The sequence below is a fragment of the Pseudomonas sp. FBCC-B35 genome (assembly GCF_059133755.1).
Window position 1 is genome coordinate 1,280,304 of sequence record NZ_CP101439.1, and the last position, 16,393, is coordinate 1,296,696.

Sequence of the window (16,393 nt, forward strand, 5' to 3'; positions counted from 1 at the left end):
CACGTCTTGGGAGGGGTGTCGAATGGATATCAAGGTGCTGCGAAACATCGCCAACGTCGCGAGAACGGGGTCGATCACCGATGCCGCCGAGCAGGTCCACGTGACGGTGCAGGCGCTGGCGGCGCAGTTGAAAAAACTGGAGGATCACTGCGGCTTCAAGCTCTTTGACCGCACCAACAAAGGCGTGTCGCTGACGCAGGAAGGGGTCGGGATCCTGCCCCATGTGCTGGAGATCGTGCGCTGCTCCGAACGCATGCAACTGAAGATCAAGCAGCTGCGCGAACGCCAGAGCCAGCCATTGCGGGTCGCCCTGAACAGCACCCTGTCGATGGAGATCAACCAGCAGATCATGGCGGGTGTGGCCAGCAACCTGTCCGGGTGCAGCCCCATCTTCAGCTGTTCCGAATCCCCCGACAACCTCACCAAGCTGGCCAAGGGCGAAGCCGACATGGTGGTGATCCTGGGCGACAGCATGCCCGAGGGGTTCTATTCGGTTTCGCTCAAGGGCTTGCGCATCGAGGTAGTGGCCTGCTCGGTCAGTGGCGACACCGCCCCGTCGGTGGTCATCAAGCCGTTGCCCGAATGCCCGTACGCCTCCATCTTCTCGCGCTTCGCCAACCACCAGGGCGGCGGGCTCGAGGCAGCGACCGTGTTCCATTCCGGCAGCGAGATCGTCAGCGTGTCGATGATCAAGAGCTTCGGCGGTATGGGCGTGCTGTCGCGGGCTGTGGCCGAGGCGAACGACTTGCACGTCTGGGAGGGGTATTCCGAATACCTCGATGTGTACCTGGTGATGAAGGAGCCCTGGATCGTGGAGGAGGAGTTTCCTCAGTTCTACCCCAAGACGGCGCCGATGCACGCCTTCGAGTCGATCAATGCCTGAAGGGCCGTCAGCCTGAGACAACCTGTCGTCTTGCGCTTGGCCGCCCAATTTGTTTGTGCTGGCATTTCGGTTACAATCGGAAAAACGATTCAGTGATGTAGGTCAATGCGACAAAAGCCTGATTCGTTTTCCGGTTCTCTGGCTGCTGAACAATGATCAATAACAAGCCTGCGCTGAAGAACACGCGTTACCTGGGTCAGCCACAGGCCCACCTCCGTTCTCCTGACTGGAATTGATCAATGTTCAAGAAAGCTGGCAAGACCTTGCTGGGTCTGGCTGTCGCTGCAACTGTCATGCACGCACACGCCGCAGAAACCAAGAAAGTCGACGTACTGTTGGTCGGCGGCGGCATCATGAGCTCCACCCTGGCCGTCTGGCTGCACGAGCTGGAGCCGAGCTGGTCGATGGAGATGGTCGAGCGCCTGGACGGCGTGGCCGAAGAAAGCTCCAACGGCTGGAACAATGCCGGTACCGGTCACTCCGCGCTGGCTGAGCTGAACTACACCCCCGAAGACAAAGACGGCAACATCAACATCTCCAAGGCCATCGAGATCAACGAAGCCTTCCAGATTTCCCGTCAGTTCTGGTCCTGGCAGGTACGCCAGGGCGTGTTGAAGAACCCACGCGCGTTCATCAACACCACGCCGCACATGAGCTTCGTGTGGGGCGACGACAACATCAAGTTCCTGAAGAAGCGCTATGAAGCGCTGCAGGCAAGCCCGCTGTTCCGCCCGATGCAGTACTCCGAAGATCACGCGCAGATCGCCAAGTGGGTCCCGCTGATGATGGAAGGCCGTGACCCGGCCCAGAAGCTGGCCGTCACCTGGACGCCAATCGGCACCGACGTGAACTTCGGCGAAATCACCCGCCAGTTCGTCGGTCACCTGCAGACCCAGCAAGGCTTCGACCTGAAGCTGTCCAGCGAAGTGCAGGACATCAGCCGCAACAAGGACGGCTCCTGGCACGTCGAGTACAAGAACCTGAAGGACGGTAGCAAGTCGGCTACCGATGCCAAGTTCCTGTTCATCGGGGCCGGTGGCGGCGCGTTGAAGCTGCTGCAGAAGTCCGGTATTCCGGAAGCCAAGGAATATGCAGGCTTCCCGGTGGGCGGCTCGTTCCTGGTGACCGAGAACCCAACCGTTGCCATGCAGCACATGGCCAAGGCCTACGGCATTGCTTCCACCGGTGCGCCGCCCATGTCGGTACCTCATCTGGACACCCGCGTGCTCGACGGCAAGCGTGTGATTCTGTTTGGCCCGTTCGCGACCTTCTCGACCAAGTTCCTGAAGAATGGCTCGTACCTGGACCTGCTCAGCAGCACCACCACCCACAACCTGTGGCCAATGACCCGCGTGGGTATCGACCAGTATCCGCTGGTGGAATACCTCGCAGGCCAGCTGATGCTGTCTGACGACGACCGTTTCGACGCGCTGCGCACCTACTTCCCGAATGCCAAGAAGGAAGACTGGAAACTGTGGCAGGCCGGTCAGCGCGTGCAGATCATCAAGCGTGACGAAGAGAAGGGCGGCGTGCTGAAGCTGGGCACCGAAGTGGTGGCCTCTCAGGACCGCACCATTGCAGGTCTGTTGGGCGCCTCGCCAGGTGCATCGACTGCTGCGCCGATCATGCTGAACGTGCTGGAAACCGTGTTCAAGGAGAAGGTCGCTACTCCAGAGTGGCAGGCCAAGATCAAGGAAATCGTCCCAAGCTACGGCACCAAGCTGAACGACTCGGCCGCTGCTACGCAGAAAGAGTGGAACTACACCGCCGAAGTGCTGCAGTTGGCCAAGCCGCCGGTCATCGACGAAAGCGTCGGTACCGGCGCAGTCGCGCCAAGTCAGCCGGTTGAAAGCAAGCCCGAGAACGACATGGCCCTGTAATTCACGGCCCTGATGTAATCGAAAAGCCACGGGGGTCACCCCGTGGCTTTTTTTTTGCGCGGTTTACGGCAGGCAGGGCGCAGGCGAGGTCGCGCCTTCGCAGGCATTCGGCAGCCTTGAGGGTGCAGGAGGCGATCGCTTAAGAGAATCCGGGCAAGCGCAGGTCGCTCAGACCTGGCGCAAAATGCAGTCCAGCAACCCCGGAAAACGCTCCCCGAGCATGTCGCTGCGCAGCGAGTTCATGTGCGTGGTGCCCACATTGCGGGTGTGTACCAGCCCTGCGTCCCTCAACACACGAAAATGGTGGGACATGCTCGACTTGGGCCTCCCTCCGTCCAGCTCGCCGCAACTGGCCTCGGTCACCCCAGCAAGATGGCGGACGATGCCCAGGCGCACCGGGTCGCTCAAGGCGTACAGCACGCGTTCGAGAATAAGGTCATCTGGATTGGGATGTTTGTAGGCTCGCATGGTCTGCATGATACCGGGGCTTTTCATTATTGCCATAGTTCGATTATGATCGAACTACAGTATTCAATGATCCTGGAGTGTTCCATGGCAGCCCTGTTCGAACCCTATACCCTCAAAGACGTCACCCTGCGTAACCGCATCGCCATCCCGCCGATGTGCCAATACCGCGCTGAAGACGGCATGATCAACGACTGGCACCACGTGCACCTGGCTGGCATGGCCCGAGGCGGCGCCGGTCTGTTGGTGGTCGAGGCCACGGCGGTATCGCCCGAAGGCCGCATCACCCCAGGCTGCGCCGGCATCTGGAGCGATGCCCATGCCCAGGCGTTCGTGCCCGTGGTGCAGGCGATCAAGGCGGCCGGCTCCGTGCCCGGCATCCAGATCGCCCACGCCGGTCGCAAAGCCAGCGCCAACCGCCCATGGGAAGGCGATGATCACATCGCAGTCGATGATCCACGTGGCTGGGAAACCATCGCCCCGTCGGCCATCGCCTTCGGTGCCAACCTGCCCAAGGTGCCGCGCGCCATGACCCTGGACGACATCGCCCGGGTCAAGCAAGACTTCGTCGATGCAGCGCGCCGTGCACGCGACGCCGGCTTTGAGTGGATCGAGCTGCACTTTGCCCACGGTTACCTGGGCCAGAGCTTCTTCTCCGAGCACTCCAACCAGCGCACCGATGCCTACGGTGGCAGCTTCGAAAACCGCAGCCGGTTCTTGCTCGAAACCCTGGCAGCGGTACGCGAAGTGTGGCCTGAGCACCTGCCGCTGACAGCTCGCTTCGGGGTGCTGGAATACGATGGGCGTGACGAGCAAACCCTGGAAGAGTCCATCGAGTTGGCGCGCCGCTTCAAGGCCGGCGGCCTAGACCTGCTGAGCGTAAGCGTGGGCTTCACCATTCCCGATACCAACATTCCATGGGGCCCTGCCTTCATGGGCCCGATTGCCGAGCGCGTACGCCGCGAAGCCGGTATCCCCGTCACCTCGGCATGGGGCTTTGGCAAACCGGAGTTGGCCGAGGCGGCCGTACGGGCCGAGCAACTGGACCTGGTCTCGGTCGGTCGTGCTCATCTGGCTGACCCGCACTGGGCGTATTTCGCGGCCAAGGAGCTGGGCGTGGAAAAGGCTGCCTGGACCTTGCCAGCGCCCTATGCACATTGGCTTGAGCGGTATCGCTAACGGTCGCCGTCAGGGCGTTTTAAGTATCAACTGCGCCTCGGCGAAGCACTGCTCGGCAATTGCCGAGCGGGGCTCGCTGCGGCGCAGTAGCAGGCCTACCGGGCTGTGGATGGCGGCATCGGTGACCGGCACGATGCGCAGGTGCTCGCTGAGGCTTTCCAGGCCGCAGCCCAGCGGCATGATGGCGCAGCACAGGCCAGTGGCGATGGCCTGGATCAGCTGAAAGCTGGAGTCGCTTTCCAATACAGCATTCGGTTCCAGGCCGCGGCTACGGAAGCTCAAGTCCAGCGACTGCCGGTAATGCATCCCCTTGCTCAACAGGCCCAGTGGCGTATCGCCCAGCTGGTCCCAGCGCAGGCTTTGGGCGTCGAACTGAAAATGCCGGGTATCGTGCAGCAGGCCCATGGTCGTGGTACCGAGCTCGATGACGTCGAAAAACTGCGTGTTGACCTGGTCCAGATAGCAGATGCCCAAGTCCAGTTGGTTACGGCTCAGGCCGTCGATCACCTGTTCGGAGCTGAGCGAGCTGAGCTCGAAGTGCAGGCCCGGGTACTTGGCCCGCAACGGCAGCAGCAGTTGCATCGGGTTGAAACTGGCCAGCGGCACCGTGCCCAGGCGCAGGCTCCCCACCACTTGGCCGCGGCAATGGGCCGCCTCGGCGTGCAAGCCGTCATGGGCGGCCAGCAGGGTCCGTGCCCAGGCCAGGATGCGTTCGCCGGCCTCGGTGAACCCTTCGAACCGCTGACCGCGCTTGACGAGCACCAGGTCCAGTTCGTCTTCCAGGTTGCGCAGGCGCATGGACAACGTGGGCTGGGTGATGTGGCACAACGCAGCCGCCTGGCCAAAATGGCGAGTCTGGTCGAGGGCGATGAGAAACTTCAGTTGCTTGATATCCATGCCTGCGCCTGCTAAAGGGTTGCGCCGACAGTAACGTACCGTGGCGATAGATGCCATTGATCGAGCCGTTTGCGCTATCGATTGGACGCTGGCAGCGCATGTTACTAGCGTGACCGCCACCTCATTGGAAGGAGCTGTGCTGTGCGTGTTCAACCTGATGCGGTGTTCGTGCCGCTCAACATCGCTGTCTTGACCGTCAGCGATACCCGCACTGTCGAGAGCGATACCTCAGGTGCGCTGCTGGCGGACCGCTCGGTGGACATGGGTCACCACCTGATTGCACGGGTTCTGCTCAAGGATGATCTTTATAAAATCCGCGCTCAGGTGGCGACCTGGATTGCCGACGAGCAGGTGCAGGTGGTGTTGATCACAGGTGGCACAGGCTTTACCGACAGGGACACCACCTTGGAGGCAGTCGAATGCCTGCTGGAACGGCACGTGGACGGGTTCGGCGAGCTGCTGCACGCCCTGTCCATTCTGGATGTCGGCTCCTCGGCCGTCCAGCGCCGCGCCTTGGCAGGGCTGAGCAATCATACGCTGGTCTGTTGCCTGCCAGGTTCTACCGGGGCCTGTCGTACTGCCTGGGAAGGCATCCTTGCCGAACAGCTCGACGCCCGGCACCGGCCTTGCAATTTCGTCAAGCATTTGCGGCTTTAGCAGGAGCAGGTGCCTACCAAAGATCCCTGGCTCAGCAGCATTGACCGACCTTTGAGCGACCTTGTCAGGGCGCCAAACCGGCTGCGCAAGAGCCCCAATCGCTCGCAGCCGTCAAGGCACCCCGGCGTCTGGTCAGTGGAAAGGAATTACCCCACGTGCCTGAGCATAGGTCAGGTTGCCTCGGTGAATCCGCAACTCCTCGCCCACGGCAGCGCTTCTGACCTGTTCCCTGTAACCCAGCTTGCGCTGCCGCCACAGTTTCAGATGACCTTTGCCGAAAGCCGTCGGTGCGGCGGCCGCGTCATTGAAATGAAAGTGAGCGGCCCACAGGGGCTTGCCGCGCTCGCTGCCTGGCGCTTCGAGCACATCGATGCGGTACTCATCCAGATAACCTTCGGCCAGCGCCTGCCGCGGCCCTTGATAGGTCACCCGCACCAGCCCTTGCTTGTGCAAGTAGTGCAAGCCTTCTGCGCTGGGAAAGCGTGTGGTGCTGTGCAGCTTGACCAGCACCTCGCGTTTCCCGTCGCGCAAGGCCACCAAGGCATCGTCCAGGCGTTGCAGCAGTTCAGAGTCCGCTTCACTGTCGGCTAGCTGATCGCGCAGTGTCTGCACTTCCCCTATTTGTGCATCGAGCATCGACGTCAATGAATGGCTATCGATATCTTCTTCGACCAGCTTGCGCGCTTTGGCAAGTACGTTCTGATTCTGAGCAAGCATCCCTTCAGCCAGCGCTTGTTCCTGACGTTCGCTTTCCGGTGTGGGCGCCCTGGGGGGTGATACCTTGCCCACAGCAGGCAGTTGTTCGACCCATGTGCCACTTTCCCGGGTGAAGGTATGCAGTGCCGTCTGGCTGAAGGTCCCGCGAACTTGCAGCACAGGCTGCCCATCCACGATCGACTCCGAACCGATCACCGTCTGGCCGGCCGCTGTCTTGGCCACCTGCAACGCCTGCCGACGGTATACCGGACGGGTGGTGGAGTGTTGCTGGCCGACGGCCTGCTCGCGTAATGCGATGACCAGCGCGTCGCCGGCCATGGTCTTGAACTCGACCATCTGATGTCGATACGCCTCGAGGCGCTCGATATCCACGAGCTCGCTGCCCAGCTGGGCAATACGCTGACTGTTGAGAATGGCGGCCGAATATTCATCCCAGGCACTCTGCAGAATATCGATACGCTGAGCAGTCTGCAGGTCGGTGAACAGGGACAGATGGTGAGCATTAGCGGCCACCCGCAAGCGCTCCCCGGCAAGTGCAGCCCTGAATACCGCGTAGTGCGCATAGTCTTGCAAGGCCTCAAAACGCAGCGCCATCTCAACCAGGCCCATGGCCTGGAAGAACCGTATGTTTGGCGTGGTGGTGGTGCGCGCTTCGATGATCTGGGCGATGGTCCTGTCCGCTGCGTGAGTGCTCGGTACCGTCATGTCCAAATCGGTAACAGCAAGCAGCCGATCGAGCGCCGCCATGTATTCGATGATCAAAGGCTGGTCGATAATGATGCTTTCAAGCACTTCACGGTACTGGTCATACGCGGCTTGGCGCACCTCAGGTGGCGCGGCGTTGAGCGCCGTGGTCAGTCGGTCATACTCACTGAAGCGACCGGTATGCAACTGCTCTTCGATGATGAACTGCCCATAGCCAATCAAGTTGCGCCTGACATCTGCCAACGCCTGCCGCTGTTCTGGCGCATAGCTGGTGCTGGCCATGTAGCTACGGTCATCGAACAGGGCAACCATGTTGCGCTCGGCCTCAAGGTAGCTCTGGAAAATCCCTACAGCGGATTCGATACGCTGGCGGCGCAAGTTCTTTATCTGCGCCAGCAACTCCGTATGCCGTTTGGCAAACAGCCCGGTTGCCCGCTCGAACTGGGCATGCTGTTCAGGATCTTGCGGCGGCGGTTGCTTGAGCCGCTCATCCACTTTCAGCCATTGAGCGCGAGCGGCCTCGATGCGTGGGCGCAGGCCTTCATATTCAACGGCGCCTCTTTCCGCGTCGGCGAGGCTTTTTTCGACCGCCTGCTGCGCGGTTCGGATCCGACGGACCAACCGCTCGCGCAAGCGCTGCTGAGTGCTTGAACCGGGTCGGTCCCCGCCGCCGCGCAGTCGCGTATCGATACGCCACCCTTGTGGGTCGCGTCTGATCAGTGGCCCCTGGCTGCCATCCGGCCCGACGATGCGGGTAAGCCCATCGGCCGAGTCGACCGCATAAGCCTTTCCTTGCAGCCGCACATAGCGCCCATGCTCAAGCTCGTACAAGCCTTCCAGAGGCCCTTGCTTGATCACCGACCCGCCGTCCAGGCTTACCGAGGCAGCCATGGCTTGCAATCGCGTGCGTTGAACCCCGGATAGCTCATTGAAACCCTGGGCGCCCCGCCATGCAAAATCGAGTTGTGTGGTCGCTTGCGCCTGCAGTGCCTCGACCGTGGACACACTGCCCGGCTCAGGCAATGGCAACGGATCGATATCGCCGCCCAGTCGCACCGAGGCTGGATCGATACTCAGCCCAGTCTGCGCCCCGGCGTGGGGCGGCTCCGTTCTGGGAAGCTGCGCATGGATCAGCACCATCAGTGTGTTGTTCAGCAGATCCACCACAGCTTGGGTTCGATCCGTAGCGCTGCCTTCAAGCAGCAGTTTCAGGTCCTCGGCTACTGCAGTCATACCGATGTACAGCAAGGCAATCGAAGAGATCGGCCCCGGTAGAACGGGCGCGACCACGTTCAGCAACTGCCAGGCAAACGTCTTGATGGACTGCCAGCGTAACTCGCTGTTGCTCATGGCGCTGCGGTCGGCCAGTTCGAGCAGCATCGAGCGCTTGGCTTCGAACAGGTTCGCATCGATGTCATGGGTCCAGAACGTCAGCGCGAGTTCAACAGGGGCTGGCTTGCTCAGTGGCGCGTACGGATCGAACACCCAGTGGGGCAGATGGGGCTCTTTGAAGCCACCCTTGTCGTAAACGGCCCGGTGCGCTTGGTCGAGCCATGCCAGCACCTCTTCCTGCACGCGGCCGGGCTGGGCAATCTCCTGCATGAGGCCGTGCGGGTCCTTGAATTGTTTGAGCGCGCCCCTGTGCATCGGACAGTACAGCAACAGTGCGCCGCTATTGGCCACCTGGATGACGAAGAAACCGTGCGCCTTGTCGACCAACTGCGAGTCGGGCGAGCGCTTGAAAGCCAGGGGCGCGATGGCCAACGCCTTCTCATTGCTTGCGGGTAAACGGCAAAAGCTTGCCACCGCCGCATAGCTGCGTGAGTCGATATGCCCGGTACACAGCGCGAAGGCAGCATCGAGCATCAGGCCCAAGCGCCATTGCGCCGCAAAGGCGTTGAGGTGGCTGGCTTTGTACTGTTCATCCCCAAGCAAGCCATCGAGGTAGCGCGGATAGGTGCCGCCTATGTCTACAGTGGCAACCAACTGGCGCAGGTACTCGGGGTCAAGCCAGGAAGGGATCTGCCCATGGGTGCGATGGGCTACAGCGGCTACAGGGCTTGCGCCGGTTGCCTCAAGGCGACCGATGGCGTACTCGGTCAACGTCAGCGTCTTGCTTTCTATCAGCTGCGGGAAGCCCAGCCCATGGCCGTCATTGGCGTAGGTATTGACGGTCAGTAACAGGTCATCCGCGTCGAAGGCGCTGTCTGCAGGGTGATCGGCCAGCATCTGTTCGCGTAGCTTGCGCCGCGCATAGGGTTGCAGATCATCCGGTTCTGCAGGGGGCTGGGCATTTGCCTGGGAGGCCTGCAACACGCAAACATCTATCAGCGCCTGGAGATAGCGGCTCTGACTGTTGAAGTCGGCGTTCAACAATTTCTCAGGCAGATCGATGGCCAGCTGTTGAGTGGGCAGATCGGCCCTCTGGGCGAAGAACTGCGAGGGGTCGACCACGGCCTGATAGGCAGACGCCAACTCATCCACCGTGTTCAGATCGCTCAACCGTACACGGTTCAACCGCGACAGCAGGATTTCAAGCAATACGCCGGACAACAAAGCAAACGCGTTACCGTCAGTTTCGTAGAGCGCCCACGAAAAACCGTCATCGGTCGCTGTCGGCCGGTACTGCGTCTTCAAGTAGGTGCCAAAGTCCTCCAGCGAGGTGAAACCTTTCACATCCCCTGCAGACGTGCACCAGAGTGTCACGTTGGCCACTTCGCTACTGGCGTTCACCAGCAGCCCAGGCAGGAGTTCACGGGTGCTGTCTTCGCCCAAGCGCCAATGCATGCGTACGGTGTGCACGGCAAAACCCTCGGTTCTTTCGAGCAGCAGATCCTGCAAGCATCGCTGCTCATCAGCGGTCAACGCCTGATCGGCCAACCCACTCAGAAGCCCGGCGCGAAGCACCTGTTGAACCCAGGTATCGTGATCGTTGCCGTTGCCTGCATTCCAGTAGTCGATCTGAGCCTGTGCAAAGCACGCATGAAGGGTCGGCAGAAACGCATTGAATGCATCGTTAAGCGTGCCGGGGTCGACAAGGTCATCATCGGCTGTTTCGAACGCATCGGGGATGGCAAAAAAGCGAAGCGGTGGTTTGAGGCTGAAGCGGTCCTGGCGGGAAAAATCCACCGGTGCGCCATCAAGAAAGCGTTGCAGCACAACCTCGACAAGCGGGGTAACTGTCCAGTAGCCGTCCACGTGCCAGCGAAGAAATTTCAGCGGTTCGGCCGTTTTCATGTCGGGGCGGTGAACGGCCACCTTGGGGTAATGCGCGATGATCAGGTTCATCAGTTGCTCGCCTACCACTTGGCGCAGGGTAGGGCGGTTGCCAAAGCGCATGGCGATGGCACGATTGAGGTCATGTGGTGCAGGTGGATGGGGGTGGGAAGAGGGCATGCTTGGAGCTCCTTGTGGGTTGTAACCACAATGTTCCAAGCGTGCCAAGGCACCCGGTGCTATCTATGTGCTGCACATCGGTCAAGGCCTTTGGCTGCGCCCAGGCACGGCGCCGTGCTGTCTGCACTTGCCCGCCAGCCTGGACCAACATTCTTCGAATAAGTCAAGAACCGACCTGTTCAAATCCCTCGCACCGTGCTACAAACTGGTTAAGCAATGATCTAGCTGCTTGATAACGAAGGGAAAATCATGACGAAGTCGGAGCTGATCGAACGTATTGTCACCCATCAAGGGCTACTCTCGTCCAAGGACGTAGAGCTGGCCATCAAGACCATGCTTGAACAGATGTCACAATGCCTTGCTACCGGTGATCGCATCGAGATCCGCGGTTTTGGCAGCTTCTCGCTGCATTATCGGGCACCACGGGTAGGTCGTAACCCCAAGACCGGCCAGTCGGTCAGCCTCGAAGGCAAGTTCGTTCCGCACTTCAAACCCGGCAAGGAATTGCGTGATCGGGTCAATGAAGAAGAAGACGAGGCTCACACCTGATTTCCTAGGAGCAACCCAATGCGTAACCTCAAGCGTGCACTGGCAGCTGTCTTCGTTCTGCTGCTGGCGGCTGTAGTGCTGTTCTTCGTGCTGGAAAACCAGCAGACCGTAGCCTTGACCTTGTTTGGCTGGGTTGCGCCACAGGTGCCCGTGGCAGTGGTAGTGCTGGCAGCGCTGATCATTGGCCTGGCCGTTGGGCCTTTGCTGGGCGCCTACGGCGTGCAGCGCAGCAAGCGCAAAATCCGTGCTTCGGCTCGCGAAGCGGCGCTGAGCGGCAAATAAAGATTTTTCTTAGGTTGCTTTAGGAAATGCCTGCCTATTAAAGCAACAGTCACCATGGACTAATTGCTCACTTCGTTTTAGCCCCCGGCGAGAGTGCGCAGCATGGATTACCCCGGCCTAACCCACCACGGCGCGGTACGCGGCGTGACGGGTTCCTGCCATCAGCTTCATTTAGGCCCTGGCGTCAGCCTGCTGGTCGACTGCGGTGCCGAGCAGGGCGCCGATGCCACACCGGGCGCGCAGGGCAACGCGCTCGGGTTCGACATCACTGGCATCCAGGCCCTGATCGTCACGCACGTGCACCTGGACTACGTAGGCCGCATTCCGGCATTGCTGGCCCAGGGATACCGCGGCCCCATCCTCTGTAGCGAGCCCTCCGCCAGGTTATTGCCCCTGGTGCTCGAAGACGCCTTCAAGCTCGGCATCGACAGCACACCTGCCCAAGTGGCCCGCTACATCGCCCTGGTACAAAACCTGATCGTGCCCCTGCCTTTCGGGCACTCGCATACCGTGGTTCAGCACCCGCAGGTGGCATGCGCCATCCGCCTGCAGCGTGCGGGTCACCTCTTGGGTTCAGCCTACGTCGAATGCGACATCCAGCACGGGCCAAACAGCACGCGCTATGTATTTTCAGGTGACCTGGGCCCGGGCAACGACCCCTTGCTGCGCCCCTTGCAGCCCCCGGAGCACGCCGATGTGCTGGTGCTGGAAAGCACCTATGGCGACCGCCTTCACCCACCCACTGGTGATCGCATCCAGCGACTGGAAGCGGCCATTGACCGCGCACTGGCCGATCACGGCACCTTGCTGATCCCGGCCTTCAGCCTGGGGCGCACCCAGGTACTGCTCCATGACCTCGAAGAGGTCCTGCACCGCAAGGCCTTGCTGGGCAGGACAGGCCCCTCGCCACAAGGCGAGCCCGTGGAGTGGTCGCAGCTGCCGATCATTCTCGATTCGCCCCTGGCCCAGCGCATCACCCAGGCCTACCGCGACCTGCACCCTTATTGGAACGAGCAGGCCAGGGCGCGCCTGGCAAATGGCCGCGACCCGCTCGCGTTCGGCCAACTGATCAGCGTAGACACCCACGCCCGTCACCAGCAGGTGGTCAACTACCTAAAAAGCACCGGCAGGCCCGCCATCGTCATTGCAGGCAACGGCATGTGCTCGGGCGGGCGCATCGTCAATTACCTCAAGGCTATGCTGGGCGACCCCAGGCATGAAGTGATGTTCGTAGGCCATCAGGCCAAGGGCACTCCCGGTGCGGTGATCCAGGCCAGCGAACGGGGGCAGGGCCTGGGCCAGGTGGACCTGGAGGGGCAGTACTACAGCATCTGGGCCAAAGTGCTGACCCTCGGTGGCTATTCAGGCCACGCCGACCAGGCCGGCCTGGTCGCCTTCGCCACCAGCAGCGAGCGTGCCCCGGCGCGCATTGTGCTGGTGCATGGCCGGGCCGGTGCGAAAACGGCGCTGGCACAGGCGCTGCAGCGGCGCACGCAGGCGCTTGGCTGGCCAACCCAGGTGGAAATCGCAAGATAATGCGAGCGATTCACGGAACGATGGGCGCCGACGTTGTCTGATACACACCACGGCTCACCACCCCCTCGCGCGACCTGCCCGAGGCGATCACCAGGTAGGGCATGTCGGCCACGCTGGCCGCAGCCTGCGCGCAAGCTACAAAGCGTATTCTCTGGTATTCTTCGCCGTGATGCTTGCGTCTCGAGCCTATGGATAGCCAGAGATTACTCACGCTAGGCGCGTAACTTAGCGGCGTTGCGTTGTGCGCGACGACGATCAGAAATAAGACTCATGCTGGCCAATTGAACCATCAACTGGCTGTTAAGGATCCGAATATGGAATTGATCCCGGTTATTCTTTCCGGTGGCGTTGGCAGCCGTTTGTGGCCTGTTTCTCGTGAGGCTCACCCCAAGCCGTTCATGACCCTGCCCGACGGGCAAAACCTGATTCAGAAGACGTTCCTGCGCGCCTCCAAACTGGACGGCGTTGCAGAAGTTCTGACCGTCACCAACCGTGAACTGCTGTTCAAGACCGAAGACGAATACCGCGCCATCAATACCCAGGGCCACCCCCAGGGCTATATTCTCGAACCGTTCGGTCGCAACACCGCCGCCGCCGTGGCCGCTGCCGCCCTGCAACTCCAGCAGGTGCATGGCCCGCAGGCCTACATGCTGGTGCTGGCTGCCGACCACCTGATCCAGGACGAAGCGGCGTTCTCCCAAGCCGTAAACCGAGCGGTGCACCTGGCCGAGCAAGGTTGGCTGGTCACCTTCGGCATCAAGCCCCAGTACCCCGAAACCGGCTTCGGCTACATCGAAGCGGCCGCCGATGGCGCGCTGGACGGTGGCCTCAAGGTCGCACGCTTCGTCGAGAAGCCCGATGCCGCCACCGCCGAAGCCTATGTAGCCGCCGGCAACTATTTCTGGAACGCCGGCATGTTCTGCTTCCAGGTCGGCACCGTCATCGAGCAGTTCCAGGAACACGCCCCGGACGTGCTGCACGCCGTGGCCCAGACGCTGGAGGCCTCGCGCCACACCACCGCCAAGGGCTACAGCTGCATGGCGCTCGACCCCGACACATTCGCCAATGTGCCTGACATCTCCATCGATTACGCCCTGATGGAGCGCTCACGCAAGGTCGCGACCATTCCCTGCGACATCGGCTGGAGCGACATCGGGTCGTGGAACGCCGTCAGCGAACTGACCGCCCCGGACGAATCGGGCAACCGCTTCGAAGGCGAAGTGCTGGCCCATGCATCGAGCAACAACTACGTCACCACCGAAGACCGCCTGGCGGCCTTGGTTGGCGTGCAGGACCTGCTGGTGGTCGACACCCCCGACGCCCTGCTGATCGCCCACAAGGACCACGCCCAGGACGTCAAGCACATCGTCAAGCGCCTGAAAAGCGATGGCCACTCGGCGCACCTGCTGCACCGCACCGTGCATCGCCCCTGGGGCACCTACACCACCCTGGAAGACGGCGAGCGCTTCAAGATCAAGCGCATCGTGGTCAAGCCCAAGGCATCCCTGTCCCTGCAGATGCACCATCACCGCAGCGAGCACTGGATCGTGGTCAGCGGCATGGCCGTGGTGGTCAACGATGACAAGGAGCTGATGCTCAACACCAACGAATCCACGTTCATCCGCGCCGGTCACAAGCACCGCTTGCAGAACCCGGGCGTGATCGACCTGGTGCTTATCGAAGTTCAAAGCGGCGACTACCTCGGCGAAGACGACATCGTGCGTTTCGAGGACAATTACGGTCGTTGCGACGCCTGAGTCCAGGCTTTCCCGTCGGCCCGTCGTGCCTGGCCAGGCACCGGGCCGGTCTTCGGTCGCCCACCGTGGCCGGCTATCCCTGTTCAGACTGTCGGCGCCCCTGGCGCCACCGCATTGAGTGAGACGTATGTACCCACCCATCCAGACCCGTTGTTTCAAAGCCTACGATATCCGCGGCCAAGTGCCTGCCGACCTCAACGATGACGTGGCCTACCGCATTGGCCGCGCCCTGGTGGCCGAGCTGGGCGGGCGCACCTACGTGGTGGGCCGTGACATGCGCCTGGAAAGCCCCGGTTTGTCGCTGGCGCTGATCAAAGGCCTGACCGAAGGCGGTGCCGATGTGATCGACATCGGCCTGTGCGGTACTGAAGAAGTGTACTTTGCCACCAGCCATCACCAGGCCGACGGCGGCGTGATGATCACCGCCAGCCATAACCCCAAGGGTTACAACGGCATGAAGCTGGTGCGCGAGCAGTCCCGCCCGATCAGCGGCGACACGGGCCTGAACGACATCCGCCAGCGCGTCGAAGCCGGTAGCCTGGGTGAGCCTGCCGCCAAGCCCGGCCAGGTGCGCGAGGTGTTCGACAAGACCGCCTACATCGACCACCTGCTCACCTACGTCAACCTCGACACCCTCAAGCCGCTCAAGGTGCTGGCCGACCCCGGTAACGGCGCTGTGGGCCCGGTGATCGAGCTGCTCAAGGCACGCCTGCCCCTGGACATCACCCTGATCAACGGCGAGCCGGACGGCAACTTCCCCAACGGCATTCCCAACCCGCTGCTGCCGGAAAACCGCGACCTGACCCGCCAGGCCGTGCTCGACACCGGCGCCGACATGGGCATCGCCTTCGACGGCGACTTCGACCGCTGCTTCTTCTTCGACAACCAGGGCCGCTTCATCGAAGGCTACTACGTGGTCGGCCTGCTGGCCGAGATGCTGCTGGCCAAGCACCCTGGCAGCAAGATCATCCACGACCCACGCCTGACCTGGAACACCATCGAACAGGTGGAAGCAGCCGGCGGCGTGGCCATCCAGAGCAAGACTGGCCATGCCTTCATCAAGGAGCGCATGCGCGCCGAAGACGCCGTATACGGCGGCGAAATGAGCGCCCACCACTACTTCCGCGACTTTGCCTACTGCGACAGCGGCAACATCCCGTGGCTGCTGGTGGCCGAGCTGATGAGCGTGACCGGCAAGACCCTGGCCCAGCTGGTGGACGAGCGTATCGCCAAGTTCCCGTGCAGCGGCGAGATCAACTACGAGGTGGCCGATGTGAAAGGCACCATCGACAAGATCCTGAACCACTACCTGCCGCAAAACCCCAGCGTCGACCGCACCGACGGCATCAGCGTGGCCTTCGCCGACTGGCGTTTCAGCCTGCGCGGCTCCAACACCGAGCCCCTGCTGCGCCTGAACGTGGAAAGCCGCGGTGATGAAGCGCTGGTGGCGCAGCACGTCGCGCAAATCGCCCGTTTGATTCAAGGATAAC

At 61.6% G+C, this 16,393-nt stretch carries 12 protein-coding genes; 9 read left to right on the forward strand and 3 right to left on the reverse strand.

Going from position 1 to position 16,393, the window contains the following annotated elements:
- Positions 1-22 precede the first annotated feature (22 nt).
- Together NMB38_RS05775 and mqo are read left to right on the forward strand one after the other, a co-directional pair.
- Complete coding sequence (locus NMB38_RS05775) at positions 23-883, forward strand: LysR family transcriptional regulator (protein WP_042139635.1); 861 nt, start codon at positions 23-25, stop codon at positions 881-883.
- Between the two features lie 239 nt (positions 884-1,122).
- Positions 1,123-2,763 (forward strand): malate dehydrogenase (quinone), encoded by a 1,641-nt coding sequence (gene mqo / locus NMB38_RS05780; RefSeq protein WP_196110494.1) that lies wholly within the window; start codon positions 1,123-1,125, stop codon positions 2,761-2,763.
- 168 nt (positions 2,764-2,931) lie between these two features.
- Here the strand turns inward: mqo and NMB38_RS05785 are convergent, their stop codons facing one another.
- Positions 2,932-3,267 carry an ArsR/SmtB family transcription factor gene (locus NMB38_RS05785; protein ID WP_027914247.1) on the reverse strand — a complete coding sequence of 112 codons (336 nt, stop codon included), beginning with the start codon at positions 3,265-3,267 and terminating at the stop codon, positions 2,932-2,934.
- Between the two features lie 48 nt (positions 3,268-3,315).
- Between NMB38_RS05785 and xenA the strand changes: the two genes are divergently transcribed.
- Positions 3,316-4,407 (forward strand): xenobiotic reductase XenA, encoded by a 1,092-nt coding sequence (xenA, locus tag NMB38_RS05790; protein ID WP_027914248.1) that lies wholly within the window; start codon positions 3,316-3,318, stop codon positions 4,405-4,407.
- A gap of 9 nt (positions 4,408-4,416) precedes the next feature.
- Here the strand turns inward: xenA and NMB38_RS05795 are convergent, their stop codons facing one another.
- A complete protein-coding gene (locus tag NMB38_RS05795) occupies positions 4,417-5,304 on the reverse strand; it encodes a LysR family transcriptional regulator (RefSeq protein WP_286884738.1) in 888 nt (295 codons plus the stop codon).
- A gap of 141 nt (positions 5,305-5,445) precedes the next feature.
- Between NMB38_RS05795 and moaB the strand changes: the two genes are divergently transcribed.
- Positions 5,446-5,961: a molybdenum cofactor biosynthesis protein B gene (gene moaB / locus NMB38_RS05800; RefSeq protein ID WP_368607940.1), complete on the forward strand. Its 516-nt coding sequence runs from the start codon at positions 5,446-5,448 to the stop codon at positions 5,959-5,961.
- A 132-nt stretch (positions 5,962-6,093) separates the two neighbouring features.
- On the opposite strand, the gene NMB38_RS05805 is transcribed toward moaB, so the two are convergent.
- Positions 6,094-10,779 carry a dermonecrotic toxin domain-containing protein gene (locus NMB38_RS05805; protein WP_494354917.1) on the reverse strand — a complete coding sequence of 1,562 codons (4,686 nt, stop codon included), beginning with the start codon at positions 10,777-10,779 and terminating at the stop codon, positions 6,094-6,096.
- Positions 10,780-11,028: 249 nt separating this feature from the next.
- Here NMB38_RS05805 and ihfB point away from each other — a divergent pair, with 249 nt between their 5' ends.
- The 5 genes from ihfB (at position 11,029) to NMB38_RS05830 (ending at position 16,392) form a co-directional block, all read left to right on the forward strand.
- The gene (gene ihfB, locus NMB38_RS05810) at positions 11,029-11,328 is read left to right on the forward strand and encodes an integration host factor subunit beta (RefSeq protein WP_023536263.1); all 300 of its coding nucleotides are present in this window, start codon (positions 11,029-11,031) and stop codon (positions 11,326-11,328) included.
- An 18-nt stretch (positions 11,329-11,346) separates the two neighbouring features.
- Positions 11,347-11,610: a lipopolysaccharide assembly protein LapA domain-containing protein gene (locus tag NMB38_RS05815; RefSeq protein WP_023536255.1), complete on the forward strand. Its 264-nt coding sequence runs from the start codon at positions 11,347-11,349 to the stop codon at positions 11,608-11,610.
- A 102-nt stretch (positions 11,611-11,712) separates the two neighbouring features.
- Entirely contained in the window at positions 11,713-13,146 is a 1,434-nt protein-coding gene (locus NMB38_RS05820; protein WP_494354918.1) for an MBL fold metallo-hydrolase RNA specificity domain-containing protein, read from the forward strand.
- A 314-nt stretch (positions 13,147-13,460) separates the two neighbouring features.
- Entirely contained in the window at positions 13,461-14,903 is a 1,443-nt protein-coding gene (locus NMB38_RS05825; RefSeq protein ID WP_027914253.1) for a mannose-1-phosphate guanylyltransferase/mannose-6-phosphate isomerase, read from the forward strand.
- Between the two features lie 127 nt (positions 14,904-15,030).
- The gene (locus NMB38_RS05830) at positions 15,031-16,392 is read left to right on the forward strand and encodes a phosphohexomutase domain-containing protein (RefSeq protein WP_027914254.1); all 1,362 of its coding nucleotides are present in this window, start codon (positions 15,031-15,033) and stop codon (positions 16,390-16,392) included.
- Position 16,393: the final 1 nt, after the last annotated feature.